Source organism: Halosimplex marinum, from assembly GCF_051414075.1.
Lineage (GTDB): Archaea > Halobacteriota > Halobacteria > Halobacteriales > Haloarculaceae > Halosimplex > Halosimplex marinum.
Map to the genome: position 1 here is coordinate 200,012 of NZ_JBLKNY010000005.1, position 25,095 is coordinate 225,106.

Annotated in this window: 25 protein-coding genes and 2 tRNA genes; 19 read left to right on the plus strand and 8 right to left on the minus strand. The window is 70.5% G+C overall.

Annotated elements, in window-relative coordinates; all coding sequences use genetic code 11:
- Window positions 1-21: 21 nt before the first annotated feature.
- From ACMGFI_RS14330 to ACMGFI_RS14350, 5 genes are all read left to right on the plus strand, one after another.
- Window positions 22-588: a DUF5804 family protein gene (locus ACMGFI_RS14330; protein ID WP_436910499.1), complete on the plus strand. Its 567-nt coding sequence runs from the start codon at window positions 22-24 to the stop codon at window positions 586-588.
- An 80-nt stretch (window positions 589-668) separates the two neighbouring features.
- Entirely contained in the window at window positions 669-2,282 is a 1,614-nt protein-coding gene (locus ACMGFI_RS14335) for a M61 metallopeptidase family protein (protein WP_436910500.1), read from the plus strand.
- Window positions 2,283-2,370: 88 nt separating this feature from the next.
- The gene (locus ACMGFI_RS14340; protein WP_436910501.1) at window positions 2,371-3,129 is read left to right on the plus strand and encodes a hypothetical protein; all 759 of its coding nucleotides are present in this window, start codon (window positions 2,371-2,373) and stop codon (window positions 3,127-3,129) included.
- Window positions 3,130-3,279: 150 nt separating this feature from the next.
- Window positions 3,280-3,363 (plus strand) — tRNA-Ser (locus ACMGFI_RS14345).
- A gap of 177 nt (window positions 3,364-3,540) precedes the next feature.
- Window positions 3,541-4,938: an FAD-dependent oxidoreductase gene (locus tag ACMGFI_RS14350; RefSeq protein WP_436910502.1), complete on the plus strand. Its 1,398-nt coding sequence runs from the start codon at window positions 3,541-3,543 to the stop codon at window positions 4,936-4,938.
- A gap of 1 nt (window position 4,939) precedes the next feature.
- On the opposite strand, the gene ACMGFI_RS14355 is transcribed toward ACMGFI_RS14350, so the two are convergent.
- Window positions 4,940-5,284 carry a hypothetical protein gene (locus tag ACMGFI_RS14355; protein ID WP_436910503.1) on the minus strand — a complete coding sequence of 115 codons (345 nt, stop codon included), beginning with the start codon at window positions 5,282-5,284 and terminating at the stop codon, window positions 4,940-4,942.
- A gap of 215 nt (window positions 5,285-5,499) precedes the next feature.
- Between ACMGFI_RS14355 and ACMGFI_RS14360 the strand changes: the two genes are divergently transcribed.
- Complete coding sequence (locus ACMGFI_RS14360) at window positions 5,500-6,462, plus strand: endo-1,4-beta-xylanase (protein ID WP_436910504.1); 963 nt, start codon at window positions 5,500-5,502, stop codon at window positions 6,460-6,462.
- Window positions 6,463-6,588: 126 nt separating this feature from the next.
- Here ACMGFI_RS14360 and ACMGFI_RS14365 read toward each other — a convergent pair whose 3' ends face one another.
- Together ACMGFI_RS14365 and ACMGFI_RS14370 are read right to left on the minus strand one after the other, a co-directional pair.
- A complete protein-coding gene (locus ACMGFI_RS14365) occupies window positions 6,589-7,392 on the minus strand; it encodes an ATPase (protein WP_436910505.1) in 804 nt (267 codons plus the stop codon).
- 16 nt (window positions 7,393-7,408) lie between these two features.
- Window positions 7,409-7,705, minus strand: coding sequence for a DUF5827 family protein (locus ACMGFI_RS14370; RefSeq protein ID WP_436910506.1), 297 nt, complete (start codon window positions 7,703-7,705; stop codon window positions 7,409-7,411).
- A 123-nt stretch (window positions 7,706-7,828) separates the two neighbouring features.
- Here ACMGFI_RS14370 and ACMGFI_RS14375 point away from each other — a divergent pair, with 123 nt between their 5' ends.
- Entirely contained in the window at window positions 7,829-8,245 is a 417-nt protein-coding gene (locus ACMGFI_RS14375) for a hypothetical protein (RefSeq protein ID WP_436910507.1), read from the plus strand.
- A 62-nt stretch (window positions 8,246-8,307) separates the two neighbouring features.
- Here the strand turns inward: ACMGFI_RS14375 and sod are convergent, their stop codons facing one another.
- Complete coding sequence (sod, locus tag ACMGFI_RS14380) at window positions 8,308-8,919, minus strand: superoxide dismutase [Mn] (protein ID WP_436910508.1); 612 nt, start codon at window positions 8,917-8,919, stop codon at window positions 8,308-8,310.
- A gap of 209 nt (window positions 8,920-9,128) precedes the next feature.
- Window positions 9,129-10,550: a cryptochrome/photolyase family protein gene (locus tag ACMGFI_RS14385; RefSeq protein WP_436910509.1), complete on the minus strand. Its 1,422-nt coding sequence runs from the start codon at window positions 10,548-10,550 to the stop codon at window positions 9,129-9,131.
- 147 nt (window positions 10,551-10,697) lie between these two features.
- Between ACMGFI_RS14385 and ACMGFI_RS14390 the strand changes: the two genes are divergently transcribed.
- On the plus strand, window positions 10,698-11,537 hold the full coding sequence (locus tag ACMGFI_RS14390) for an enoyl-CoA hydratase/isomerase family protein (protein WP_436910510.1): 840 nt from the start codon (window positions 10,698-10,700) through the stop codon (window positions 11,535-11,537).
- Between the two features lie 46 nt (window positions 11,538-11,583).
- On the opposite strand, the gene ACMGFI_RS14395 is transcribed toward ACMGFI_RS14390, so the two are convergent.
- On the minus strand, window positions 11,584-12,630 hold the full coding sequence (locus ACMGFI_RS14395; protein ID WP_436910511.1) for a DMT family transporter: 1,047 nt from the start codon (window positions 12,628-12,630) through the stop codon (window positions 11,584-11,586).
- Between the two features lie 285 nt (window positions 12,631-12,915).
- On the opposite strand from ACMGFI_RS14395, the gene ACMGFI_RS14400 reads away from it, so the two are divergent.
- The 11 genes from ACMGFI_RS14400 (at window position 12,916) to ACMGFI_RS14450 (ending at window position 22,763) form a co-directional block, all read left to right on the plus strand.
- Window positions 12,916-13,716 carry a helix-turn-helix transcriptional regulator gene (locus ACMGFI_RS14400; RefSeq protein ID WP_436910512.1) on the plus strand — a complete coding sequence of 267 codons (801 nt, stop codon included), beginning with the start codon at window positions 12,916-12,918 and terminating at the stop codon, window positions 13,714-13,716.
- 179 nt (window positions 13,717-13,895) lie between these two features.
- Window positions 13,896-14,681, plus strand: coding sequence for a TMEM165/GDT1 family protein (locus ACMGFI_RS14405; RefSeq protein ID WP_436910513.1), 786 nt, complete (start codon window positions 13,896-13,898; stop codon window positions 14,679-14,681).
- 71 nt (window positions 14,682-14,752) lie between these two features.
- On the plus strand, window positions 14,753-15,694 hold the full coding sequence (locus tag ACMGFI_RS14410; protein ID WP_436910514.1) for an HhH-GPD family protein: 942 nt from the start codon (window positions 14,753-14,755) through the stop codon (window positions 15,692-15,694).
- Between the two features lie 76 nt (window positions 15,695-15,770).
- Window positions 15,771-16,778, plus strand: coding sequence for a sodium:calcium antiporter (locus ACMGFI_RS14415; RefSeq protein ID WP_436910515.1), 1,008 nt, complete (start codon window positions 15,771-15,773; stop codon window positions 16,776-16,778).
- 79 nt (window positions 16,779-16,857) lie between these two features.
- Window positions 16,858-17,439: an NADPH-dependent FMN reductase gene (locus ACMGFI_RS14420; protein ID WP_436910516.1), complete on the plus strand. Its 582-nt coding sequence runs from the start codon at window positions 16,858-16,860 to the stop codon at window positions 17,437-17,439.
- Between the two features lie 79 nt (window positions 17,440-17,518).
- On the plus strand, window positions 17,519-18,955 hold the full coding sequence (locus ACMGFI_RS14425; protein WP_436910517.1) for a receiver/sensor box histidine kinase: 1,437 nt from the start codon (window positions 17,519-17,521) through the stop codon (window positions 18,953-18,955).
- A 40-nt stretch (window positions 18,956-18,995) separates the two neighbouring features.
- Window positions 18,996-19,079 (plus strand) — tRNA-Leu (locus ACMGFI_RS14430).
- Window positions 19,080-19,181: 102 nt separating this feature from the next.
- Window positions 19,182-19,895, plus strand: a complete 714-nt coding sequence (locus ACMGFI_RS14435) for a TIGR00266 family protein (protein ID WP_436910518.1) — start codon at window positions 19,182-19,184, stop codon at window positions 19,893-19,895.
- Window positions 19,896-20,036: 141 nt separating this feature from the next.
- Window positions 20,037-21,044: a nicotinate-nucleotide--dimethylbenzimidazole phosphoribosyltransferase gene (locus ACMGFI_RS14440; RefSeq protein ID WP_436910519.1), complete on the plus strand. Its 1,008-nt coding sequence runs from the start codon at window positions 20,037-20,039 to the stop codon at window positions 21,042-21,044.
- A gap of 127 nt (window positions 21,045-21,171) precedes the next feature.
- Complete coding sequence (gene dacZ, locus ACMGFI_RS14445; protein ID WP_436910520.1) at window positions 21,172-21,975, plus strand: diadenylate cyclase DacZ; 804 nt, start codon at window positions 21,172-21,174, stop codon at window positions 21,973-21,975.
- On the plus strand, window positions 21,975-22,763 hold the full coding sequence (locus tag ACMGFI_RS14450; RefSeq protein WP_436910521.1) for a mechanosensitive ion channel family protein: 789 nt from the start codon (window positions 21,975-21,977) through the stop codon (window positions 22,761-22,763). Before dacZ ends, ACMGFI_RS14450 begins: the two co-directional genes overlap by 1 nt.
- 42 nt (window positions 22,764-22,805) lie before the next feature.
- On the opposite strand, the gene ACMGFI_RS14455 is transcribed toward ACMGFI_RS14450, so the two are convergent.
- Both ACMGFI_RS14455 and ACMGFI_RS14460 read right to left on the minus strand, forming a co-directional pair.
- Window positions 22,806-23,414, minus strand: coding sequence for an acyltransferase (locus tag ACMGFI_RS14455; RefSeq protein ID WP_436910522.1), 609 nt, complete (start codon window positions 23,412-23,414; stop codon window positions 22,806-22,808).
- Window positions 23,415-23,491: 77 nt separating this feature from the next.
- Window positions 23,492-24,877: a DUF4397 domain-containing protein gene (locus ACMGFI_RS14460; protein WP_436910523.1), complete on the minus strand. Its 1,386-nt coding sequence runs from the start codon at window positions 24,875-24,877 to the stop codon at window positions 23,492-23,494.
- Window positions 24,878-25,095 lie beyond the last annotated feature (218 nt).

A 25,095-nucleotide genomic window follows, 5' to 3' on the forward strand; every position in this document is an offset into this window, starting at 1 on the left:
CGTCCGCGTCTCGACCCGACCATGACGCGGGTGTGTCTGGTCGGCGACGAGGACGTGAACCTCCGCTACGAGTTGCTCTCCCGCGAGACCGCCCGCGAGGCTCTGACGACCTACGACCTGCGCGAACCCTTCGAGAACGCCGTCGGTCTGGAGACCGTGAGTCTCGGCGCCGCGGTCGCGCTGCTGAACGACCTCAACTGGTATCTCGTCCGGTTCGTCGACGAGGCGATGGTGCTCGAACCGAGCGTCAGCGACGAGGAGTGGCTCTCTCGGGACCTCGCGGCGGCGCTGCGCGACGACGCCGTCGAGCCCGACGAGGCCGCCCGCTTCTGCAAGATCTACGGGCTCGAACCCGCGGGCGCGGACGCCGACGGCGGCGCCGACGAGGCCGCCGACGGAGACGGCGAGGTATCGGCCGACGGCGACGGCGGAGCCCGGCGGGGAACCGACGGCGACCCGGCGGGCCGGAAGCGCCTCGTCGAGCCGATGTACGTGACGCGGACGGGCGAGGAGCTCCCGGAGTACGACCTCCGGGACGTGGAGGAGACGGTCGTCGAGCGCGTCACCGAGTCGGAGTTCGGCGCCTGAGACCGGCCCGCTCGGCCGTCCGCCGCGGCCGGAGCGTGCCGCCAGCAGATTTATGCGACCGTCTGTCACACACGGCTAGTGTGTCGTCCGCCCGATCGGTCGCCGGGGTGGTGGTCGTGCTCGCGCTCGCGAGCGTCCTCTCGGGACCGGTCGGTGGCGTTCGGGCGGACGGGGGGCTCGACAGCCCGCCGCGGGCCGTCTCCGACACCGGGTGGGTGGACGGGCCGGGATTCGCGGCGACGGACGGCGACAACGACAGCCGTCCGGCGGTGGTCCAGACGGTGACCTACCGGCGGACGCCGAACGCGACGGGAACCATCCTGGCGACCCACCGCTACCGGGTCCGCTCGAACGTCTCGGCGCTGGTCGTCTACAACTACACGGGGGCGCGGGTGGTCAACGCGACCGGGTTCGACGGCCGGGCGAACGGCCGCTGGACGTGGGACGGGAACGCGACCGCCCCGTCGGTGACGCTGCGCGTCTCGGTCAACCGGTCGAGCCGGCAGTTCGGCGGCCTGCGGTGGGTCGACACCGGCGAGTGGACGCTTGCGAACCCGCGGACCGACTTCGCCTACCGCGACGCGCGACTCGACCGGTGGGTCTACTCCTGGCAGGCGAGCGCGGACGTCGACCGTCGGACCCGGGTCGGCGACGGCGGGCGCGGGTTCGCCGGCCCGTCCATCGTCTACCTCGGCGGGTTCGAGTCGACGACCGCCAACGCCACGGCCCAGCGGATCCGGCTGGTCCGTCCGGCAGCCGCCGAGATGGCCGACGACCCCGAGCGGGTCCTCCGGGTGCTGTCGACCGCGTCCGCACAGCTACGGGTCGGCGCGCGCGATTCGGTGGTCAACGCCTTCGCCGGGCCGGCGCCGCTGCGCCACGGCGGGACCGCGGCGACCGGCCACGGGGGTCACCAGGACTTCTGGGTGTCGGCGGGCTCCGACGCGGGCGCGCCGCCCAACACCTGGATCCACGAGTACGTCCACACCCGCCAGTTGTTCGTCCTCGCCTCGGAGATGGCGTGGTTCCGCGAGGCCAGCGCGAGCTACTACGCGGCCGTCGTCTCCGTCCGGGTCCCGCCGGCCCGTCCCGACGAGTTCGACCGCTTCCGGGAGACGCTCGGGAACCGCTACGGCGAGAACGCGACGCTGACCGACCGGTCGTCGTGGTCGACGACGTACGTCCCCTACGCGAAGGGGACGCGGGTCCTCGCCGCGCTCGACGGTCGGATCCGGGCGGCGACCGGCGGCGACCGGACCCTCCAGGCGGTGTTCCGCCGGCTGAACGGCCACGACGGGCTCGTCACGTACGACGACTTCGCGGCGACCGTCGCGAACGTCAGCGGCGAGTCCCACCGCGAGTGGCTGGACGACCACGTCCGCGGCGGCGCGCCCGTCTCGCCGCCGGAGTCGCCCTACGCCTACACCGCCCCTGGCAGCGACTTCGACGCCGACGGCGACGGGCTGACGGCCGCGGCCGAGCGGGCCAACGGCACCCACCCGTTCGTCGCGGACACCGACGCCGACGGCGTCGACGACGGGGTCGAACTCCGGCTCGGCACCGACCCGACCGACCCCTACTCGACGCCGGACGTCGAGAACGGCACCCTCGTGAACGCCACGGCCGGGAATCCAACGGCCGCGAACGCGACCGTCCCGCCGACAGACGGTGCGAGCGACCGAACGACAGGGTAGCGCCGCGACTGCGAGTGGGGCGGCGCCGTCTCGGACGGTCCGGGGCCGGAACGGCGCTTTCAAGATGCAGTCGGCCCCCGATCCGGGTATGACCACAGTCGCCCTGCTCGTCCGGCCGCCCGAGCCCGGGACCGTCCTCGACCGCCTCGTCGACAGCGGGGCGGTGACCGCCGAAGAGGCGGCAGACCTGTACGCCGCGATGGCCCGCGACGTGGCGACCGCCGTCCGGGCCAGCGGCGCCGACCTGCTCGTCAACTACCTGCCCGCAAACGTCGAAGACCCGACCGAGCCGGCCGAGGACGAGGAGTCGCTGGCGGCGGTGCGGTCGATGCTCGCGCCCGCGCTCGACGACCCCGACGCGCCCCGCTACGAGGTGCAGGTCGGCTCCACGCTGTCGGCCCGGGTCGGCAACACGGTCACGCACCTGCTCGACCGCGAGGCGGTCCAGAGCGCGGCGGTCGTCCGCCCGTCGGCCCCCCTCGTCCAGCGCCGGATCATCGACAGCGCCGCGATGAAGCTCCGCCAGTCGGAGGTCGTCCTCGGCCCGGCGACCGACGGCCGGGTCTCCTACGCCGCGTTCACCGAGCCGGTCGACTTCGCGGACGCCTTCGCCCAGCCGGCGGTCGAGACGCTGACCGACCGCGGCCGCGACGCCGGCCTCGACGTGGACTTCCTGGAGACGCTCCCGGTGGCGGAGACGTCCGGCGGCTTCGCCACGCTGGTCTCACAACTTCGGGCGCGCCGGCGGGCCGACCTGTGGGTGCCGCCCCACACCGCCGGGGCCATCGAGGACATCGGGCTGGTCGCCACCGCCACCGAGGACGGCCTCGCGGTCGGGCGGGACTGAGCGGCGACCCGATCGCCGCGGGGGTCGAGAGACGCCCCGGCGTCTCTCGGAACTGAGCGAACACCCCGCGTTCGCGATGGTCGCAGGACGCCCCGCGTTCGCGGAACTGACCGACAGGCCTTAGGGTCGACGGCGAGAACCCCCGACTGCGGTGGGATAGCGAAGTGGCCTAACGCGCCTGCCTTGAGAGCAGGTGTCCTCACGGACCCAGGGGTTCGAATCCCCTTCCCACCGTGTTCTCGTCGCTGTGCTCCCGACGGCGAGCGGCCGCTTCGAGAGCACCTGGCCGGCTCGATCGCCGCGTGAGCGGCTCGGAAGTCGAATCCTGGTTCGACGACCGTCGATATGGCGGCCGAAAGAAGACGAGTTATGAGGGAGGAGCACACCGGTGGAGATAGCGACCGCGTAACAATGTCAGACAGCTACGACCTGGTTATCGTCGGCGGTGGAATCAGTGGGGCATCGCTCCTGTACACGACGGCGAAGTTCACGGACATCGACTCCATCGCGCTGGTCGAGAAGGAGTCGGAGGTCGCCGCGATCAACTCCCATCGGACGAACAACTCCCAGACGCTGCACTTCGGCGACATCGAGACCAACTACACGCTGGAGAAGGCCGAGGAGGTCAAGGAGGGCGCCGAACTGCTGGCGGGCTACCTCGAACACCACGACTCCGACCGGGAGATGCACTCGAAGCGGTCCAAGATGGTCCTCGGCGTGGGCGAGGAGGAGGTCGCCCAGCTCGACCGCCGCTACGACGAGGAGGGCTTCGGCGACCTGTTCCCGAAGCTCCGGCCCATCGGCCGCGAGGAGATCGCCGAGCTCGAACCGAAGGTCGTCGAGGGACGGGACCCGGACGTGGAGATGCGAGCGCTCCAGACGCCGGACGGCTACGTCGTCGACTACGGGATGACCACGAAGTCGTTCGTCGAGCAGGCGGCCGAGGAGGCCAGCGTCGACATCTACACCGGCACCGAAGTCACGAACGTCGAGCCGACCCGCGAGGGCTACGAGATCGCGACCGCCGAGGGGGACTTCGAGTGCGAGGCGGCGGTCGTCGCCGCCGGCTCCCACAGCCTCCAGATCGCCAAGGAACTCGGCTACGGCCAGGACAAGGTCTTGCTGCCGGTCGCGGGGAGCTTCTTCCTCGCCGACGACCTGCTGAACGGGAAGGTCTACACCCTCCAGATGAAGAAGCTCCCCTTCGCCGCGGTCCACGGCGACGCCGACGTACACGACGGGTCGATCACGCGGTTCGGCCCGACGGCCAAGCTCGTCCCCACGCTGGAGCGGGGCCGGATCTCGACGGTCTCGGACTTCCTCGACGTGTTCGGCCTGAACGCCGCGGCGTTTCTCAGCTACGCGAACATCCTCTCCGACAGGGTGCTCCTGCCGTACGTCCTCCGGAACCTCGTCTACGATCTGCCGGAGGTCGGCCCGCGGCAGTTCCTCCCGCACGTTCAGAAGGTCGTCCCGAGCGTCGAGCTCGACGACATCGAGCGCGCGGAGGGCTACGGCGGCGTCCGCCCGCAGATCGTCGACACGAGCGAGCGCTCGCTCGACATGGGCGAGGCGAAGATCGTCGGTAAGGACATCATCTTCAACATCACCCCCTCGCCGGGCGCCTCGACCTGCCTGAAGAACGCGATGCGGGACGCCCGGACCGTCGTCGACTTCCTCGACGGCGACTACGCCTTCGACGAGGCGGCGTTCCGTGCCGAGACCATCGGCCACTTCCCGACCGCCGACACCGGCGGCCCGTCGGTCGACGCCGAGGGCGCGGCCGGCGTCGCCGCCGACGACGACTGAGCTACTCCTCGCCGTCTCGCAGGTCCCGGATCGCGTCCTCCTGTTCCTTCCGGGCGATGCCGCCGCTCTCGGCGTGGCGGCCGGCGTACTGCGACTCGGGGATCGCCGACCAGACCGAGTCGCCCTCGGCGTCGCTCACCCGCGAAAACCACACCGCGCAGCCGACGAGGTAGGCGAAGACGGCCAGCGCGAGGCTCGGGACGTAGGCGTTCTCGGCGAGTCCCAGGCCTTCGGCGGCGATATCCAGCAGGGCTGCGGTGCCGGTGACGAACACGCCGCCGAGCAGGAAGAACACGACGGCGACGCGGACCCAGCGGGGGACCGAGAGGTCGACCGTTCGCGCCATGGCCGGGCGTTCGTAGCGCCGGGGAAAAGGTCTTCTGCCGGACCGATCGCTGCCGTTCCGGTGTATAGACACAACGCTCAGTGCGGAGCGTAGAGGGGGAGTCCCCGTGATTGGCAGTGTTCGGGGTGTTGCGCAGAATACACCGCGAAATGGACCGCGAGAACTATTGACACATTCAGGAAAATCATTTATCCCGATACTGTCTCTCTACTGTTATGAATCTCAGAGAGATCGCGGACCGCGGGGGGCTGGAGATCGGGTCGTGTGCGTCGATCGAGGACTTCGAGGCGGACTGGTACGGCGACCTCCTCGCGCGGGAGTTCACCCGGATCTCGGTGGAGAACGACCTGATGTGGAGCCGAGCACGCCCGGGCCCCGATACGTACGCGTTCGAGGACGCAGACAGGATACTGGAGTTTGCCGACCGCCACGATATGTCGGTGTCCGCGCACTCGCTCGTCTGGCACTTGCAGAACCCGGCGTGGCTCACGGAGACCGACTGGGAGGCCGAGGAGTTGGCCGACCAGTTACGCTCGCACGTCCACACGGTGACGGGCAGATACGACGGGCAGATCGATACGTGGGACGTCGTCAACGAGGCCGTCGACGACAACGCCGAGCTCCGGGAGAACCTCTGGCTGGAGACTCTCGGCGAGGAGTATATCGCCGACGTCTTCCGGTGGGCTGCCGAGCGGACGGACGCCACACTCCTGTACAACGACTACGGGCTTCCGTACAACGAGGGGAAACAGGACCGCGTATACGCGCTCCTGCGGGACCTCCTCGACGACGGCGTCCCGGTCGACGGGGTCGGGATCCAGATGCACTGCCTCGACACACACCCGACTCCGGAACAGATCCGAGAGACGATCGAGCGGTTCCAGGGTCTCGGTCTGGAGGTGAGAGTCACGGAACTGGACGTCGCCTATCGCAGCGAAGAGCGGCCCGACGACCTCGACGCCGAACAGGCCGCGTACTACCGGCAGACTGTCGAGGCGTGTCTCGACGCGGGGGTCGAGTACATCACGCTCTGGGGAGTGACCGACGAGAACTCGTGGATCACGAAGTGGCGGGACTACCCGGAGACGTACACGCAACGTCCGATGCTCTTCGACGAAGATGGACGGAAAAAGCAGTCCTACGAGGCGGTCGCGTCTGCGCTGCGGGAGCACACGTGACCCCTCCGCCTCCCTCGCGCCACGGTACGTCTCAGGTCGCCTCGCCGGGGCAATAGCGTCTCGGGTGATGCATCCGACAGTAGACGCGGTACGTTCGCACCACGGGACTGAACACGGTCCGACAGGTCACTCGAAGGCGGCGGCGAGGACGGCGTCGTAGGCGTGTTCGTAGGCGTCGGCGACGGCCGCCGGGTCGCCGCGCTCGGACTTCGACAGCGGCGGCAGGGGGGCGTCGGCCGTCGGTTCGATCAGGTCGGTCACGTCGCCGACGCGCTCCTCCAGTTGCCCGGCGTCGGGGCCGCCGCTGGCGATGGCACACCCCTTCGCGTAGCGGTCGCCGTCGTAGACGCGGGCCCGACCGGGTTCGACCACGGCGACGGCGTCGGGGTCGACCTCGCGGGCGGGGCGCGCCACGTCGGCGTACGACTCGACGACTGCCCGCTCGCTCGCCTCGATATCGGCGAGCAGCGCCCGCTGCTCGGAGAGGTGACGGTCGGCCATCACGTCGTTGAACTCGTCGACGGTCGAGACCCGCGGCGCGTCGGACAGGGGGAGCGCCTCCCGGACCGACTCCGGGAGTTCGACCGTGCCGTTGACGACGAACGACTCCCCGACGCGGTCGACGAGGAACTCCCGCTCCTCCTTCCCGAGGAGGCCCGTGCCGCCGCCCGGATTGGGTCGCCACAGGCGGTGGACGGCGTTGATGTCCTCGGGGGCCACGTCGGCGGCGCTGGCCGCCGCGAGCTTGCGGGCGTCCTTGCCGTAGAGCCGTCCTTCGGCGGTGGCTTCCAGGTAGTCGTCGTGGTCGAACCAGTAGTCGTTGCCCGCGCGGGGCTTGAACCCGACGGCGCCGGCCCGCTCGACCAGCCCCGTCGAGAAGGTGGTCTTGCCGGCGTCGACGCGGGCGCCGCCGGCCACGAGTAGCCTCATCGGTCGCCCCCGCGGGTCATTGCTCGGCCGTGCCGTCGGCGTCGACGCCCGGCGCGAGTCCGTAGTAGCCCGGTTCGTCGTCGGCGTCGGGCTCCGCGAAGACGAACTTCTCGCTGTGGTTCATCATCCACGGGATCGCCCAGTCCAGCAGGACGTTCTCCGTCTCGATGTCCAGCTCGGCCTCGGGGTCGACCCCCTGCAACAGGCGGCCGACCTCGTAGATGGTGTAGAGCTTCTCGGCGTCGAGCACCGCCGCGGGCTCGCGGAACTCCAAAGGTCGCAGGTCGTCGAAGTCGTCTCTCGGTCGTGGCATAGCTTCAGGTACTCCCGGTCGACGCCTAAAGCCCTCGAAACGCGGCCGGTCGACGGCGGGCGACAGCGAGGGTGGCCGCAGTGGCGATCGTATTTATATCGTCTCCGCCGCTCACGGCCGACCGTGCTCCCGATCTCTCCCGACCCACCGACCAGCGGCCTCGACGGGTGGGCGGTCGCCGCCGTCTCCGTCGCGGGGTCGGTAGCGGCCGGTGCGGGCTACCTCGGCTTCGTCCGCGCGTGGTGGGCCGTTCACCCGGCGGGCCCGGAGGACCCGTTCACGCCGCGCCAGTACGTCGGGCAACTCGCGCGCTCGACGGCGATAGCCGGCGCGCCCGTCTTCTTCTGGCTGGCGTTCGGACTCGTCGCCCCGCTCGCGCTCGTCGGCGGCGGGCTCGTCGCGGTGACCGCGATCGCGCTCGTCGGGACACAGGCGGAGTCGCCGCTGTACGGGATTCTGAGCGCCTACGCGTACCGGATAGTTCGGGTCACGGCGGTCCTGGCGGTCGCGGAGGCGGTCGTGCGGTTCGCCCTCGCCTGACGGCGACGCGCGAGGCTACCCGAGACGCGGCGAAAAAATGGCGGTGGTGAACTGACTCGTCGCTACTCGAAGTGGCTGACTGCCGTGTCGTACTGGTCGGCGACCTCGTCCCAGTCGACGACCTCGAAGAAGGCGTCGATGAAGCTGCCGCGGTCCGGGCCGTAGTCGTAGTAGTAGGAGTGCTCCCACACGTCCAGGGCCATGATCGGGTGGGCACCCCACAGCGCGCCCTGGTCGTGCTTGTCGACGGCCACGTTGCGCAGTTGCTTGGCGACGGGGTCGTAGACCAGCAGCGCCCAGCCACCGGCGGCCGACGCGGCGGCCTCGAACTCGCCCTTCCAGCCCTCGTAGGAGCCGAAGTCCTCCTCGATGCGGTCGCGGAGGTCACCCTCCGGTTCGCCGCCGCCGTTCGGGGACATGTTGTCCCAGAACAGCGTGTGGAGGTAGTGGCCACAGCCGTTGTGGGTGACGTTGCCCAGCGCGCCCGCGGTCGAAGAGTAGTCCCCCGACTCGCGCGCGTCGGCGAGCGTCTCCTCGGCGGATTCGAGGCCGTTGACGTACCCCTGGTGGTGGGTGTCGTGATGCCACGTGAGCACCTGCTCGCTAACGTGCGGTTCGAGCGCGTCGTAGTCGTACGGGAGCGGCGGAAGCTCGGGATCGGAATGTTCTGCCATAGATATCTCCTCCACTCGGAGAGTCGGCTGGATACCTGTTAAAGTTTGAGGAACTGGATGGGTGTAACTGTCACGCACGGCTGACACGGGCGGCGCCTGACACGCGGGACGCGGCCGAATCCGGAACCCCGCCGGCGGTCCCCGACCCCTCGGTGTCGAGAAAGGTCGTGGCGGCGCGGCCGCCGCGGTCGAGGTGTCAGCTACCGCGGTCAGTCGTCGGCCCGCGCCCGCTCGAACATCTCGATGGCCTCCTCCCGCCGCTCGCTGTGGTCGACGACGGGCGCGGGGTAGTCGGGCGCGAGCATCTCCCGGCGGCCGGCGTCGAGCTCGTGCCAGGAGTGGACGGCGTCGGCGGGCACGTCCCGGAGTTCGGGGACGTACTCGCGGACGTACTCGGCGTCGGGGTCGTAGCGCTCGCCCTGGGTCATCGGGTTGAACACGCGGAAGTACGGCTGGGCGTCGGTCCCCGTCGAGGCGGCCCACTGCCAGCCGCCGTTGTCGTTGGCCGTGTCGTGGTCGACCAGCTTCTCGCGGAACCAGTCGTACCCCTCCCGCCAGTCGATCAGCAGATCTTTCGTCAGGAAGGAAGCGACGATCATCCGCACGCGGTTGTGCATGTATGCCTCTGCCCGCAACTGGCGCATCCCCGCGTCGACGATGGGGTAACCCGTCTCGCCGTCCTTCCAGGCCGCCAGCGCCTCGGGGTCGTGGTTCCACTCGATCGGCCGCTCGTAGTCCTTGAAGTTCTCCGTGACGACGCTTGGCTCGTCCCAGAGGACGTGGTGGTAGAACTCCCGCCACGCGAGTTGCGACTCGAACTCCTCGGCGGAGTCGTAGTCGGCGCCGGCGGCGGCCGACCTGGCCTCCCGGACCGCCTCGTGGACCTCGCGAATCCCGACGGTCCCGAACTTGAGATGGGCGGAGAGTCGGGAGGTACACTCGTCTGCGGGGTAGTCCCGGCGGTCGTCGTAGTCGTAGATGTCGCCCTCGCAGAAGGCGTCGAGGAGGTCGCGGGCCACCGCGGTACTCGCCGGTGGCACGTCCGCCTCGGGCTCGTCGAACCCCAGGTCGTCGAGCGACGGGAGCGGTTCGTCATCGGAGCGGTCGGCGAGGTCAGGCTCGTCAGGGGTCGGTGCAGGGGGACCCTTCTCGCGGTCGCGCCACTTCTTCCAGAAGTAGGTGAACACGGAGTAGACCTCGCCCTGGTTGGTGCGGATCGACCCGGGCTCGTGGAGCAGGGCGTCCTCGACGGAGCGGCGGGCCACGTCGGCGTCGTCGAGCGCCCGCCGGACCGCGGCGTCGCGCTCGCGACCGAGCCCCGAAACCTCCGCACCCCACGTGACGGCGTCGGCGTCTACCTCATCCGCGACTGCGGGGACGACCTCGCGGGGGTCGCCGTGACGGACCAGGAGGTCGCTGCCGCGCTCGCGGTACCACGCCCGCAGCGAGTCGAGCGCGTCGAGCACGAACGCGACGCGGGGCGGCCCCGCGTGGGCGAGCACGTCGCGGTCGAAGACGAACAGCGGGACGACGGGGCCGTCGGCGGGCACGTCTTCCAGTCGCCCCGCCGCGGCGGCCAGCCCGCGGTTGTCCGTCGCCCGCAAGTCCCGGCGGTGCCAGTGGACTCTCATACGCGAGCCACGCCCGACGCGTCCCTCAAAGTACTCCCAAACGAGTGTGGGGCCGCCGAGCGGGCGGGCCGGGCTGGCTGGCGACCAGCGCCGGCCACCTCGGCGGTGCCACGCACGCTTAACCGGCCGGCGGCCCACTCCGGGAGCATGGAACACGTCACGCTCGACGTATCCGACGGCGTCGCGACGGTCACGCTCGACCACCCGGAGATGCGCAACGCGCTGACCAGCGGCGTCGCCAACGACCTGATCGACGCGATGGCGGCGGTCCCCGACGAGGCCCGCTGCGTCGTCCTCGCCGGGAACGGTCCCACCTTCTGCGCCGGCGGCGACATCGACGCGATGGTGGACGGGCTGGATAGCGAGGCGCGAAGCGCCTCGGAACAGTCGAGCGGGCCGTCCGGCCCGCGAGACGGCGAGACGCCCGCCCACGAACGGGTCGAACGCATCGTCGAAGAGACGGCTGGCGCCGTCCGGGCGGTTGCGACCTGCGACCTCCCGACTGTCGCGAAGATCCACGGCCCGGCCTACGGCGCCGGCGGCGCGCTCGCCGTCGCCTGCGACGTGCTTCTCGCCAGCGAGTCGGCCAAGATAAGCTTCGGCTTCCGCCAGGTCGGGCTCAACGCCGACTCCGGCGCCTCGTACCTGCTTCCGCGGGTCGTCGGCGAGAACGTCGCGAAGGAACTCCTGTTCACCGGCGAACTCATCGACGCCGACCGCGCCGAGGAGGTGGGGCTGTTCAACCACGTCTACGACGACGAGGCGTTCGACGAGCGCGTCGCGGGGACGGTCGAACGGATCGCCTCCGGGCCGACGGTCGCGCTGAAGCAGTCGAAGCGACTCGTCGAGCAGGGGACCACGAGTTCGCTGGACGAGGCCATCGAGAACGAGGCCGCCGCCCAGATCGTCTCCGCCTCGACCGACGACCACGAGGAGGGCGTCCGCGCGTTCGTCGAGAGCCGCGAGCCCGCGTTCGAGGGGGAGTGACCGCGGGGAGACCGGATGGCGCGTCGGTGCGTCGGCGTGGCGGACCTCAGTCGTCGGCGGGACGACCCCGTCCGTCGCCGTCGATCCGGCGATCGCTGGCAGGGCGGTCGTCGGTCCCGCCGTCGGTCGCGTAGGCGTCGTCGAGCGAGCGGAGGCTCTCGGATGCGAGCAGTCGGCCAGGGAGCGTCTCCCGGAGCCCGGGGCGGGCGAACGACTCGCTGCCGATGACGGCGAAGCCGGCGAAGACGACGAGGAAGCCGACGACGGCGAGGCCCGAAACCGTCTCGCCCAGTAGCGCCCACCCGCCGAGCGTCGCCACGAGCGGGACGACGTAGAACGCGAGGTTCGCGCGGATGGCGCCCACCTCGTCGATGAGGCCGAAGTACGCGATGTAGGCGACGGCGCCGGCCAAGAGGGCGACGTAGGCGAGCGCGAGGACCGCGCCGGGCGTCCACGTGATCGCGGCGGGCGACTCGCCGGCCGCCAGGCTGAGCCCGTGGGTGACGACGGCCGCCAGCGGGAGGCCCCACGCGGTGCGGACGGTGCTGGACAGGTCGGCGTCGGCCCGACGGATCAGCACGGACCCGAGCGCGCCGCAGACCGCGCTGACGAGCATGATCCCCTCGCCGAGCAGGCCGCCGGCGCCGAACGCCGACGGGTCGGGGTTGGCCACGAGCGCGACGCCGACCAGTCCCACGGCCATCCCGACGGCGCCGCGGGCCGAGAGCCGCTCGTCTGCGAGCAGGACCGCGGCGAGCACCGGCGTCAGGATGGGGTTGAGGCTCGCGATGATGGCGGCGACGCCGCTGGTGACGTACTGCTGGCCGACGAACAGCAGGGCGTTCGTCAGCCCGATGGCGAACAGGCCGGTCGCGACGATCCCCCCCAGATCGCCCCGCGTCCGCGGGATCAGATCCGAACGGGAGCGGGTCAGCAACACGTACGCTATCAGCGCGACGGCCGCGATGTCGAACCGGAGCGCGACGAACAGAAGCGGCGGAAAGAACTCCAGACCGCCCTTCGCGGCGACGAAGGTCCCGCCGAACAGCACGCTCGTCGCGAGGAACGCCGCGACGGTCCTGCGGCCGATCACGGCGATACCCCCGCGGTCGGGAGGGTCGCGCTCGACGGACGCCCGCCTGCGAGCGATCGCGTCGACTGCGAGTAGATGACGTGAGAGAACATCGTGGAACACCGTACGGTTCGAAGCCTTATAGGCCCGTTCAGAAATCCTTGAGCGGCGGGCAAGCGCGGCGACGGATGTCGGGATTGCACGGCGCGAAACGATTTCGAACCGTGAAGAACGCACCCGAGAGCGTCGTCCCGCGCGGGTCGGGCGGCCCGAAAACGGTTTAGCCCGAGCGGCGCCACTCCCGGTATGGACGCGGCGCTCGAAGACGTGGAGTTCCTCGCGCTCTCGGCCAACCGGGTTGCCGTCCTGCGGTCGCTCGCCGAGGGGTCGCGGAGCCGGTCGGAGTTGGCCGACGAGACGGGCGCCTCCCAGGCCACGCTCGGTCGGATCCTCGCGGACTTCGAGGAGCGGTCGTGGGTCCGGCGGACGGACGGCGGCTACGAGGCGACGGCCACGGGCGAGCTGGTCGCCGACGCGTTCTCGGATCTCCTGGGGGCGCTCGAACTCGAACGGGACCTGCGGGACATCGTCGCGTACCTCCCGACCGAGGAGCTGGGATTCGACCTCGCGCGACTGACCGACGCGACGATCACCGTTCCCACCGAGACCCGCCCGTCGGCGCCGGTCCAGCGACTGCTCGACCTGGAGCGGGAGGCCGACGAGGTGCGGGCGTTCTCCCACGCGTTCAACGAGGGGACGCTCTCGCTGCTGGCCGAGCGGGCCGCCGCGGGCGAGGTCCGGTTCCGGGGCGTCTTCTCCCCCGAGGCCGTCGACGCGCTGACGAGCGAGGACGGCCTCCGCCGCGACCTTCTGACGCTCGTCGACGCGGACTCGGCCGCCGTCCGGGTCCGCTCGGCCGGCGTCCCGGTCGCGGGGACCGTCGCCGACGGGCGGGTCCACCTGCTGGTCCGCGACGACAGCGGCGTCCTCCGGGCGGCCGTCGACACCGACGACGCCGCCGTCCGCGAGTGGGCCGAAGACGCCTTCGAGCGCTACTGGACGGAGGCCACGCTGCTCGGCCGCGAAGACGTGATATCCCCGGAGTGAGGCCGCCGGACGGCAGACTCGCCGTGCGGTCCGGTCGCCCCGACCCCCGACCGCCCGCTACCGCGTTCGCCAGGCTTTTGATTTAGACTGGTCTAATCTGCGGATATGATGCGTCACGTGCGGACCGTCCGGCGGAGCGGCGCCGCCGGCTCGACTGTCGGGCGGGGGGTAGATACGCCGTGAGCGACTTTCTGACGGTGATGTTCGCGGCGATGGTCGCGCAGTTGATCGTCCTGCCCGGCGAGAAGGTGCAGTTCATCATCGCGGGGCTGGCGACGCGGTTCCGCCCGCTGACGGTCGTCGGCGCGGCGGGGCTGGCCTTCGCCGGCTGGACGGCGCTGGAGGTCTGGTTCGGCCAGGCGCTGAAGGGGGCGCTGCCGCCGGTGTACCTCGACGCCATCTCGGGGGCGCTGTTCCTGCTGTTCGGCGCGTTGCTCCTCCGGTCGATCCCCGAGGGCGGCCGCGTCCCACCGGGCGACGGCGACCGCTCGCCCGAGGAGGCGGCCGCGGCCGAGACCGACGGCGGGTACGCGGGCGTCGGCGGGAGCGGCGACCTCGACGTGTCGGTGCTGGGCCGGGACGTGCCCGACCGCTTCGGGAACTTCCTCCCGATCTTCGTGCTGATGGCGGTCGGCGAGTTCGGCGACAAGACCCAGCTCGTCACGATCAGCCTCGCCGTCCAGTACGGTGCCCACCCGGGCATCTGGGTGGGAGAGATGCTCGTCATCATCCCCATCAGCCTCGCCAACGCCTACTTCTTCAGCACGTTCTCGGGCCGGTTCGACGCGGCGAAGGCCCACCTGTTCGGCGCGAGCGTGTTCTTCTTCTTCGGCCTCGACACCTTCCTCGCCATCTTCACGGACTTCTCGGTCTGGGAGACGGTCGTCGGAGCCGTCTCGAACGCCGTCCAGTCCGCTGTCGGCGCGGTGGCGGCCGCGACGCCTGCGGTCGCCGCACTGGTCTGAAGCCGTTTTCCTCGGTCCGCTCTCGCCACCGATCGCCACCCCCAAGCGGGTCCGGCCGATACGCTCTCACGATGAGTGACGCCGACGCGGAGACGGAGGCGGACGCGCCAGCGGACGCGTTCCTCCCCGACGACGCCGACGCCGTCCGCGAGGCGCTGGTGGACTGGTACGAGGCCGACCACCGCGACTTTCCCTGGCGGCGGACCGACGACCCCTACGAGATCCTCGTCTCGGAGGTGATGAGCCAGCAGACTCAGCTCTCCCGGGTGGTCGACGCCTGGGAGGCGTTCCTGGAGCGGTGGCCGACGACCGCGGATCTGGCGGCCGCCGACCGCGCCGACGTGGTCGGGTTCTGGAGCGACCACAGCCTCGGCTACAACAACCGCGCGAAGTACCTCCACGAGGCCGCCGACCAGGTCGAGTCCGAGTACGGCGGCGAGTTCCCCGAGTCGCCCGACGACCTCTCCGAGCTGATGGGCGTCGGCCCCTACACCGCCAACGCCGTCGCCAGCTTCGCGTTCAACAACGGGGACGCGGTGGTCGACACGAACGTCAAGCGGGTGCTCTACCGCGCGTTCGACGTGCCGGACGACGACGACACCTTCGAGCGGGTCGCCGCCGAGTTGATGCCGGAGGGGGAGTCCCGCGTCTGGAACAACGCGATCATGGAACTGGGCGGGGTCGCCTGCGAGAAGACGCCCGCCTGCGACGAGGCGGGCTGTCCGTGGCGGGAGTGGTGTCACGCCTACGAAACGGGCGATTTCACCGCGCCGGACGTGCCGACCCAGCCCGACTTCGAGGGGTCTCGTCGGCAGATGCGCGGCCGGGTCGTGAACGTCCTCGGCGCCCACGAGGAACTCCCGCTCGACGACCTCGGCCCGAGGGTCCGCGTCGACTACGCGCCCGACGGCGAGTACGGCCGCGAGTGGCTTTCCGACCTCCTCTCGGACCTGGACGACGACGGGCTGGTCGACTACGACGAGTCGGCGGGTCGCGCCTGTCTCCGGAAGTGACCGCCGCCGTGGCTCGTCGGACTCGCCGGGACCGGGAGGGGCAGATTGTTACCCCCGGGCACCAAACCGGCCGTCGATGGTCGGACCCCTCGGCGCGGTCGCGCTGGCGGCGGTCGCGACGGTCGTCATCTGGAAGGGCAGCGGGCTGTTCGAGCGGGCCGCCGAGCGGCTCAGCAGGTATTACGGCCTGCCGGTGGCCGTCCACGGCGCGGTCGTCGTCGCCGTCGGGTCGAGCTTCCCCGAGATCAGTTCCATCGTCATCAGCACGGTCGTCCACGGCGAGTTCTCGCTGGGCGTCGGCGCCATCGTCGGCAGCGCCATCTTCAACCTCCTCGTGATCCCCGCCGTCTCGGCGCTGGCCAGCGAGGAGCTGACCTCGACCCGCGATATCGTCCACAAGGACGCTCAGTTCTACGTCATCAGCATCCTCGTCCTGTTCATCGTCTTCGCGCTCGGGGCGACCTACGTCCCCGGGGGGACGAACCGCGAGGCGCTGTTGACGCCGGCGCTGGTCGTCGTCCCGCTGGCCACCTACGGCGTCTACGTCTTCCTCCACCAGCAGGACGCCAGCGACCACGTCGCCGACCCCGCCGACAGCGTCAGCGCGCTCCGGGAGTGGGGGACGCTGGCGGTCTCGCTGGTGGTGATCGCGGTCGGCGTCGAGGGGATCGTCCGCGCGGCGCTCGCGCTTGGCGAAGCCTTCGGGACGCCGACGTTCTTCTGGGGGCTGACGGTCATCGCCGCGGGGACGAGCCTGCCGGACACGTTCGTCAGCGTCAACGCCGCCCGCGACGACGACGACGTCACCAGCCTCGCGAACGTCCTCGGGAGCAACACCTTCAACCTCCTCGTCGCCATCCCCGTCGGCGTCCTGCTGGCCGGGGAGGCGACCATCGACTTCCTGGCAGCCATCCCGACGATGGGCTTTCTCGCGCTCGCGACCCTCGTGTTCATCGTCTTCGCCCGCACCGGACTGGAGATCACCGACCGCGAGGCCTACGTGTTTCTCGGGCTGTACGCCGTCTTCCTCGCGTGGATGGGCCTCGAATCCGCCGGCGTCATCGAGACCGTCCGGGGGATCTGAACCGCCGGCCTACGGGCCTCGGCCCCGCCGGCGACACCTCGACCGCCGCGGTTTTTACCCGGCCCTTCGGAGAGCCGGTATGCCCGACCGACCACACGTCGTCGCCCTCTGCGGCAGTCTCCGCGAGGAGAGCTACACGCGGCGGGCGCTGCGTATCGTCCTCGACGAGGCCGAGGACCGGGGTGCCAGCGTCGACCTGGTCGACCTCCGCGAGCTGGACCTGCCGGTGTTCGACGCGGACGACGACGACGCCGGCGACGCCCCGGAACTGCGCGAGCGCCTGCAGCGTGCCGACTCGGTCGTGTTCGGTACGCCCGTCTACCACGGCTCGTACTCCTCGGCGCTCAAGACGGCGCTGGACTACTGCGGGTTCGACGAGTTCGAGAACACGACGGTCGGCCTGCTCTGCGTCGCCGGCGGCTCCTTCCCGATCACGTCGCTCGACCACCTGCGGTCGGTCGCCCGCTCGCTCAACGCCTGGGTGGTGCCCCACCAGGTCGCGCTCCCGAAGGTCCGGACGAAGTTCGACGGCCCCGACCTGCGCGAGGAGGGCGACGCCGAGCGCGTGCGGACGCTGGGTCAGCGGGTCGTCGAGTACGCGGACATCGAGCCGGACCCGCCCTGCCCGGAGAGCACCGAGAACGTCGGCGCGACCGACTGAACGCGGTCGCGACCGGACGGTATCGCCGCCGGGAATCAGGTCGATACTTGTAAACGAAGGGACGACACACCACTGGACAATGAGCGATCGAGCGACGGTTCTGTGGGTCGGCGACGCGTCAGCAGCCGGAGGATCCGACGCGGACGGCCCCGACAGCCTCGAACGAGCGGGGTACGCCGTCGTGCGGTCGGGCGCCGAGGCGGTCGCCGACGTGCTCGACACGGAGCGGCCGGACTGCGTGGTCTGCGACGCTGCGGCGCTCTCGGACGCGGTCGAGCCGGTCGAGACGGTGGAGGGGAGCGCGCGCGGGCCGCCGGTCGTCGTTTTCGCCCCCGACGGCGACGAGTCACTGGCCCACCGGACGGTCGCCGCGGGGGCCGCCGAGTACGTCCCCGGGTCGGCGGACCGACTCGTCGACGCGGTCGAGCGCGTACTCGACTGCGGGCGGGGGCTCGGGCCCGGGACCGAGTCCGGGACGGGACCGGAGTCGGATGGCGACCGACGGGCCCGGCGGCGGCTGGAGGCGCTGTTCGCGGACACGCCGGACCCGGTGATCGAATACGAGTTCGCCGACGGCGAGCCGGTCGTCGAGTCGGTCAACCCCGCGTTCGTCGAGACGTTCGGCTACGACCCCGCCGTCGCCGTCGGCGAGCCGCTGAACGACCTGGTCGTCCCAGAGGGCAAGGAGGACGAGGCGGCGTCGCTCGACGAGCGGGTGCGGGCCGGCGACCGCCTCCACGTCGAGATCGAACGGGAGACGACCGACGGTACCCGGGAGTTCCTCTTCCGGAACGTCCCCGTCGAGGCGGACGACCGCGCGGTCGGCTACGCGGTCTACGTCGACATCACCGACCAGAAGGAGCGCGAGCGGCGCCTCCGGGAGCAGAACGACCGGCTCAACGAGTTCGCGAGCGTCATCGGCCACGACCTGCGCAACCCGATGGGGGCGGTCAGACACCGCATGGAGATGGCCCGGCAGACGGGCGAAGACCGCTACCTCGACGACGCCCTCGACGCGCTCGACCGGATGGACGAACTGCTGGGGGACCTGCTCCGGATGGCCCGCCAGGGCGAGGAGCTCGGCGAGACCGAACCGGTGTCGCTCGCCGAGGTCGCCCGCACCGCCTGGGACCACATCGCCACCGGCGAGAGCTCGCTGGTCGTCGACGACGACCCCACCGTCGTCGCCGATCGGGGACGGCTCACCCAGCTGCTGGAGAACCTGTTCATCAACGCGGTGAAACACGGGGTCGACGGCGACGGGGAGTCCGTCGAGGTGACGGTCGGCACCGACGGGGACGGGACCGTCTACGTCGCGGACGACGGTTGCGGTATCCCCGCGAGCGAGCGCGCGAACGTCTTCGACTCGGGGTTCTCGACGGCCGTCGACGGGACCGGCTACGGCCTGGCGATCGTCCGGCAGGTCGCCCGCGCCCACGACTGGGAGGCCGCGGTGACCGAGAGCGCCGAGGGCGGCGCCCGCTTCGAGTTCCGCGGCGTCGAGTCCGCCGAGTAACGACACCTTCTTGACGCCCTCGGGGATTACCGTCGTATGCGCGCGGGTAGCCAAGCCAGGAAACGGCGCAGCGCTTAGGACGCTGTTCCGTAGGGATCCGCCGGTTCAAATCCGGTCCCGCGCATTTTCACCGCGAACAGTACGCAAGGAACAGAACTGCCGGGGGCTCGACCCCCGATAGATGTAGGAAAGTTATAAATAATCGGTGAGCGACACTCCGGGTGAGATGCGTTACACGATCGACAAGCGTCCCAGCTACGCGGTGCTGGAGGTGACGCTGGCGGAGGGTGAGGAGATCGAGACGAAGCCGGGTGCGATGATGACCCAGTCGGCGGGCATCGACAACGAGACGAACATCGGCGGCGACGACGGCGTGATGGGGATGGCAAAGCGGGCGATGAGCGACGAACGCGGGCTGATCGAGAACACGTACTACGCGACGGACGACGACTCGACGGTGACGCTGGTGCCCGACCACCCGGGCGACATCACGGCGATAAACGTCAGCGAGCAGGGGCCGATCCGCTCGCAGTCGGGGTCGCTTTTGGCGTGGGAGCCGCTGGTCGAGCGCTCGACGGAGCTGAACAACACCTCGAACCTCTTCTCGTCGGGGGAGCTGACGGTGCTGGGCATCTCCGGGCAGGGGATGGCCTTCGTCTCCTCGTACGGGTCGATGTACGAGGTGGACGTGACGCCGGGCGAGCCGCTGACCGTCGACGAGGACCACCTCGTCGCCTGGACCGAGGGCCTGTCGATGAGCCGCCAGCGCGACGGCAGCATCAAGTCGACGATGCTGGGCGGGGAGGGCTACGTGACGGAGTTCACCGGCGAGGGACACGTGTGGCTCCAGACGCGCAACCCGCTGACGCTGATGGCCGGCGGGACGGCACACGAGGACGACGACGACGCGGGCGGCCCGAGCGTCGACGACTTCATCTGACCCGGCGTCGGCCCACCGAACGGGGACGGCGTGGCGACGGAGTTAACCCGTCGCCTGCGAACCCGTCGGTATGAGCGAGCGCGAGACCGCGCTGAGAGAGCGGCCCGCACGCAGGGGCTGGTCGGTGCGGAGGACCGAGCGGTGCGCGTAGTGCTGGCCGTCGGGACGACGCGGACGGCGGCGATCGACGGGATCAGCGCCGCGGGCGCCGACTCGGACGTGATGGTCCACACGCCGAGCGCGGACGCGGAGATCGTCTGTTACGGCGAGCCGATCCGGGCGCCGGTCGTGCCCGTGAGCCCGACGGGGACGCCGACGCCGGCGCTGGTGACGCGGGCGGTGCGTGACCTCGTGGGGTTCGACGTGACCGTCGTCGACGCCGGGCTGGCGGAGCCGACGGGCGCGCCGACGGTGACCGTGGGCGCGCGGCCCGGCGGGGACGTTCGCGAGGAGGACCCGGTGGCGACGGCCCACGGCGCCTTCGAGGCCGCGCGGCAGTTCGGGCGGGCGCTCCCCGACGATGCGATATACCTGGGTGAGTCGATCCCGGGCGGGACGACGACGGCGCTGGGCGTCCAGGCTGCGCTGGGCGAGCGGGCGAGCGCGGGCTCGGGGGTCGGCGTCTCCTCCTCGCTCCCGGAGAACCCGGTCGAGCGGAAACGCGAGGTCGTCGCCGAAGGGCTGTCCGCGAGCGGGCTCGACGAGGGCGCGGCGGCGGGCGACCCGAAGGTCGCGCTCCGCCGGATGGGCGACCCCGTCCTCGCCGTCGCGGCGGGGACCGCGCTGGGCTGTCTGGAGACCGACACCGCCGTGACGCTGGCCGGCGGGACCCAGCTCGCGACGGTCGCGGCGCTGTTGCGCCACGCGGGCGTCGAACAGTCGCTGGAACTCGCGACGACGGCGTTCGTGGCCGACGACCCGTCGGTCGACCTCGACGGGCTGGCCGACGCGCTGGACCTGTCGGTGACGGTCACCGACCCCGGGTTCGACGAGGGCGACCACCCGGCGTTCGACGGCTACGTCGCCGGCGAGGCCAAGGAGGGGGTCGCGATGGGCGGAGCGCTCGCGCTCGCCCGGGTCGCCGGCGTCCCGATGACCGACGTTCGCGACCGCGTGCTGGCGCGCTACCGGTCGCTCCCGGACCTATAACATCGGAATCATTTCGAGGGTGTGACGGGGTGGGTGACCCGTCGGTTCGGCCGCCACGCATGACGAGCGCGCGACGCGAGTCAGACGTGCCGAAACCCTTTTTCCTGTCGGATGAGTTGATACGACAATGACCGGGCTGGACGAGTTTCTACAGGAGTTGGTCGCCGACGCGGACGCGGTCTGTCTGTTCTCGCCGGGGAGGTCCCACTACGAGGCGCTGGCGGGCGACGACCTGGTCGTCGTCGGGCCGGACAACGACGTGGAGGCCGACGCGTTCGTGGAGCTGCCGCTGGAGTTCGAGGACCTGCGCGACCGGATCCGGTTCGGCGTCGAGGGGGCCGTCGAACACGGGTACATCGACGACGAGGCCGAGCTGGTCTGTCTCGCGAGGGTCTTCGGCGAGGACGCCGACACGGTCGCGCGGGTCCGCGCCGACGAGTTCGAGAAGTCGGGGGTCTACGACCTGTTCGCCAACTCCCGGGCGGAACCGTCGGTCATCCGGGACGTGCTGGAGGTGGCGGTCGAACTCGGCAAGAAGGGCCAGAAGGGCAAGCCCGTCGGCGCCCTCTTCGTCGTCGGCGACGCCGGGAAGGTGATGAACAAGTCCCGGCCGCTCTCGTACAACCCCTTCGAGAAGTCCCACGTCCACGTCGGCGACCCCATCGTGAACGTGATGCTCAAGGAGTTCTCCCGGCTCGACGGCGCCTTCGTCATCTCCGACTCCGGGAAGATCGTCTCGGCCTACCGCTATCTGGAGCCGTCCGCCGAGGGCGTCGACATCCCGAAGGGCCTGGGCGCCCGCCACATGGCCGCCGGCGCGATCACGCGGGACACGAACGCCATCGCGATCGTCCTCTCGGAGAGCGACGGGCTGGTCCGTGCGTTCAAGGCGGGCGAACTCATCCTGGAGCTGGATCCGGAGGCGTACTGATGCAGATCGAGTGGCCCGAGGTCATCCGGTCGATATTCTCGGAGCGGGGTGCCTTCGCCGCCTCGATCGGCGTGCTGTTCCTGGGCGTCATCGGTAGCTACCTCGTCTGGCGGTGGACCAGGAAGTTCCTGCGGGGCGCCGGCGTCTCCGACGCCGTCGAGGGGACGCCCTTCGAGCGCACCGCCAGGAGCTTCGGCACGTCGACGGTCGGCATCGTCTCGACGATCGCGGCGGTCTTCGTCTACGTCCTCGCCATCGTCCTCGCCGTCAACATCGCCCAGCTGGGCAACCCGGACCTGTTCTGGACGCGGCTGGTCGGGTTCCTCCCGAGCCTGTTCGTCGCCGCGTTCGCGCTGATAATCGGCCTCATCGTCGGCGACAAGGCCAAACTCCACGTCAGTGAGCGCCTCCGGAGCGTCAAGCTCCCCGAGGTCAACGTCATCCCGGAGCTCGTCAAGTACAGCATCTTCTACGTCGCGATCCTCATCGCGCTGGGCCAGCTCGGCGTCGAGACGATGGCGCTGGTCGTCCTGCTGGGCGTCTACGCGTTCGCCATCGTCGTCGTCGCCCTCGTGGCCTTCTGGGACCTGCTCCGGTCGGGCGCAGCGGGCACCTACCTCCTGCTCCGCGAGCCGTACAGCATCGGCGACCGCGTCCGTATCGACGACAACGAGGGGATCGTCCAGGAGGTCGACATGTTCACCACGCGCATCGAGAGCGACGGCGAGGAGTACATCGTCCCCAACGGGAAGGTCTTCTCCAGCGGCATCGTGCGCATCCGGGACTGAACGGCGCCTCGCCGAACAGCCCGCGGGTCGCCGGTGGTGCGGTCACTCCTCGTCCTGCACGGTCGCCGGAACGCCGGCGACGGTCGCGCCCGGCGGCACGTCCTCGGCGACCAGCGAGTTGGCCGCGACCTGCGCGCCGGCCCCGATCTCGACGCCCGGGAGGACGACCGCGCCGGCGCCGACCATCGCGCGCTCCCCGATCACGACCTTCCCGGTCCGGTACTCGTCCTGGAGGAACTCGTGGCAGAGGACCGTCGCGTCGTACCCGATGATCGCGTGGTCCTCGACGGTGATGAGGTCCGGCCAGAACACGTCCGGCGTCGACTCTAACCCCCACGCGACGCCCGTCCCGACCGTGACGCCGATGCGGCGCAACAGCCAGTTCTTCAGCCGCATACTCGGACAGACCCGACAGATTAGGACGACGACGTAGTTGACCATCACCCGGAGCGGGTGGCGGGCGTCGGTCCAGTGGAAGATCGAGTTGTGCGGCCCGGCCGTCGGGTGACGGCGGACCCGGTCGTACCGCGGGTTCGAGCCGCCGGCCGACGGCCCCGACCCGTTCCGACCGCCGCAGGCGGTGTCGCTGGCCGCCCCCCCGTCCGCGTCGGCACGGCTGTCACCGCTGTCCGTCCGCGTGTCGTCGCTCACACCCCGGCGTTCGCACGCCGGCGTCTTGAATCTCGTCACATCCGTCGGCACTGCCGCGAAAAAAGTGATCGCGCGAGTCAGGCGCCCGCTTCGGTCGCCGTGGCAGTGTCAGTACCTGCGCCGTCGTCGGTCGGCGTCTCGGTAGCCGTGCCGTCGGTCGGCGTTTCGGTGGCCGTGCCGTCGTCAGTCGGCGTTTCGGTAGCCGTGCCGTCAGTCGGCGTCTCGGTGGCCGTGCCGTCAGTCGGCGTATCGGTCTCGTCGGTGTCCGTCGCGGTCTCAGTTCCGACGCCGTCCGTCTCGGTTTCCGTCTCCGTCTCGGTGTCGGTCGCGGTCTCGGTGCCCGTCTCGGTCCCGGGCATCTCGGTGGCGGTCTCGTTGACCGGCGCCGCCGTCTCGGGTAGCGAGACGGTCATCGTCGCGTCCTCCACCGGGATGGTAGTGAACGAGGCGCCGGCGGGACCCTCGTCGGGGTTCGCGTACCCCGCAGCGAACACGGAGTAGGCGGTGCCGCCGTCGACCGAGAGGTCGACCGTGGCGAGCACGTCGCCGGTCTCGTTGTCGCGGATCTCGACCGTGTAGTTACCGGCCGGGACGTTCATGTAGTCGGTCGCGTTCTGGAACGTGAGGTTCTGCGCGAGGTAGGTCTCGTTTTCCTCCTCCTGCTGGGCCGGCATCAGGTTGTCGACGCCGACGGTGTCGGTCGCCGTCCCGGTCGCCCCGGCCTCGGTCGCCGTGTCAGTCTCGCCCGCGACCGTCGACGTGGGCGTCGCCGTCGGCGAGCCGCCGGCGGTTTCGGTGGCCGTCGCGGTCCCCGCGTCGGTCGCCGTTTCCGTCTCGGTTTCAGTCCCCGTTTCGGTGTCCGTCTCCGTCTCGGTGCCGGTCTCGGTTTCCGTCTCGGTGTCGGTCCCGACGCCGGGCGTGGCGGTGCCGTCGGTCTCCTCGGTCGGGCCCTCGGTGACGACGACGTCGACCGCGGGCGCGTCCGGCGAGAGGTGGACGAGGCTCACCGCTGCGGAGTCGTTGTCCGGCTCCCAGGCGTCGTCCTCGAAGAGGACGGGCCGGAACTCGCTGGTCCCGTCGGCGGAGAACTCGCCGCTGGCGGCGAGCGTCCCGACGGTCCGCGGTTCGAGCGTCAGGTTCCCCTCGAAGAGCACGTTCGACGGCTGGTCGGCGACCGCGATGGTCGCGTTGTAGGTGCCGCTCTCCAGCGCCAGGTATCCGGTCACGTCACCGAACTCCGCCCCCTCGACGACGGTCTCGTTGTCGACCGTCACGTCCACCGCGGGCGCGTCCGGGGAGAAGTGCCCGATCCGGAGGTACGACGTGTCCTGCGTCTGTGTGGTCGTCTCGTCGTCTTCCTGCGCCGCGAACGACGACGCCGCCCCGCCCGCCGCCAGCACGCTGACGACGAGTGTCAGAGCGACGGCTCCGACTATCGCTTTCGTGTATCTATCGTGAGTCATGCAACCGAGGACAAGGCCGAGATACACTTTGTTATCCTCCGCCCACGGATCCGCCCGGCCGCGTAAGCCCGGCCAATCGCCCCGCCGCCGTCGATAGTCGCGTCTTTGTGTCCCAGCGTCACACGCCCGACTTCCGGCCCGTCCGCGGTTCCAGCCCGACTCCCGCCGTTGGGCTCACCTACCGACCGGATAACGCGCCCTTACTCGCCGTACTCTCC

Excerpts from the sequence above, each read along its gene's own strand:
- ACMGFI_RS14330 (WP_436910499.1), top strand. The coding sequence starts at position 22 with ATGACGCGGGTGTGTCTGGTCGGCGACGAGGACGTGAACCTCCGCTAC.
- ACMGFI_RS14340 (WP_436910501.1), top strand. The coding sequence starts at position 2,371 with ATGACCACAGTCGCCCTGCTCGTCCGGCCGCCCGAGCCCGGGACCGTC.
- ACMGFI_RS14350 (WP_436910502.1), top strand. The coding sequence starts at position 3,541 with ATGTCAGACAGCTACGACCTGGTTATCGTCGGCGGTGGAATCAGTGGG.
- ACMGFI_RS14355 (WP_436910503.1), bottom strand. The coding sequence starts at position 5,284 with ATGGCGCGAACGGTCGACCTCTCGGTCCCCCGCTGGGTCCGCGTCGCC.
- ACMGFI_RS14360 (WP_436910504.1), top strand. The coding sequence starts at position 5,500 with ATGAATCTCAGAGAGATCGCGGACCGCGGGGGGCTGGAGATCGGGTCG.
- ACMGFI_RS14365 (WP_436910505.1), bottom strand. The coding sequence starts at position 7,392 with ATGAGGCTACTCGTGGCCGGCGGCGCCCGCGTCGACGCCGGCAAGACC.
- ACMGFI_RS14370 (WP_436910506.1), bottom strand. The coding sequence starts at position 7,705 with ATGCCACGACCGAGAGACGACTTCGACGACCTGCGACCTTTGGAGTTC.
- sod (WP_436910508.1), bottom strand. The coding sequence starts at position 8,919 with ATGGCAGAACATTCCGATCCCGAGCTTCCGCCGCTCCCGTACGACTAC.
- ACMGFI_RS14385 (WP_436910509.1), bottom strand. The coding sequence starts at position 10,550 with ATGAGAGTCCACTGGCACCGCCGGGACTTGCGGGCGACGGACAACCGC.
- ACMGFI_RS14390 (WP_436910510.1), top strand. The coding sequence starts at position 10,698 with ATGGAACACGTCACGCTCGACGTATCCGACGGCGTCGCGACGGTCACG.
- ACMGFI_RS14400 (WP_436910512.1), top strand. The coding sequence starts at position 12,916 with ATGGACGCGGCGCTCGAAGACGTGGAGTTCCTCGCGCTCTCGGCCAAC.
- ACMGFI_RS14410 (WP_436910514.1), top strand. The coding sequence starts at position 14,753 with ATGAGTGACGCCGACGCGGAGACGGAGGCGGACGCGCCAGCGGACGCG.
- ACMGFI_RS14415 (WP_436910515.1), top strand. The coding sequence starts at position 15,771 with ATGGTCGGACCCCTCGGCGCGGTCGCGCTGGCGGCGGTCGCGACGGTC.
- ACMGFI_RS14420 (WP_436910516.1), top strand. The coding sequence starts at position 16,858 with ATGCCCGACCGACCACACGTCGTCGCCCTCTGCGGCAGTCTCCGCGAG.
- ACMGFI_RS14425 (WP_436910517.1), top strand. The coding sequence starts at position 17,519 with ATGAGCGATCGAGCGACGGTTCTGTGGGTCGGCGACGCGTCAGCAGCC.
- ACMGFI_RS14435 (WP_436910518.1), top strand. The coding sequence starts at position 19,182 with ATGCGTTACACGATCGACAAGCGTCCCAGCTACGCGGTGCTGGAGGTG.
- dacZ (WP_436910520.1), top strand. The coding sequence starts at position 21,172 with ATGACCGGGCTGGACGAGTTTCTACAGGAGTTGGTCGCCGACGCGGAC.
- ACMGFI_RS14450 (WP_436910521.1), top strand. The coding sequence starts at position 21,975 with ATGCAGATCGAGTGGCCCGAGGTCATCCGGTCGATATTCTCGGAGCGG.
- ACMGFI_RS14460 (WP_436910523.1), bottom strand. The coding sequence starts at position 24,877 with ATGACTCACGATAGATACACGAAAGCGATAGTCGGAGCCGTCGCTCTG.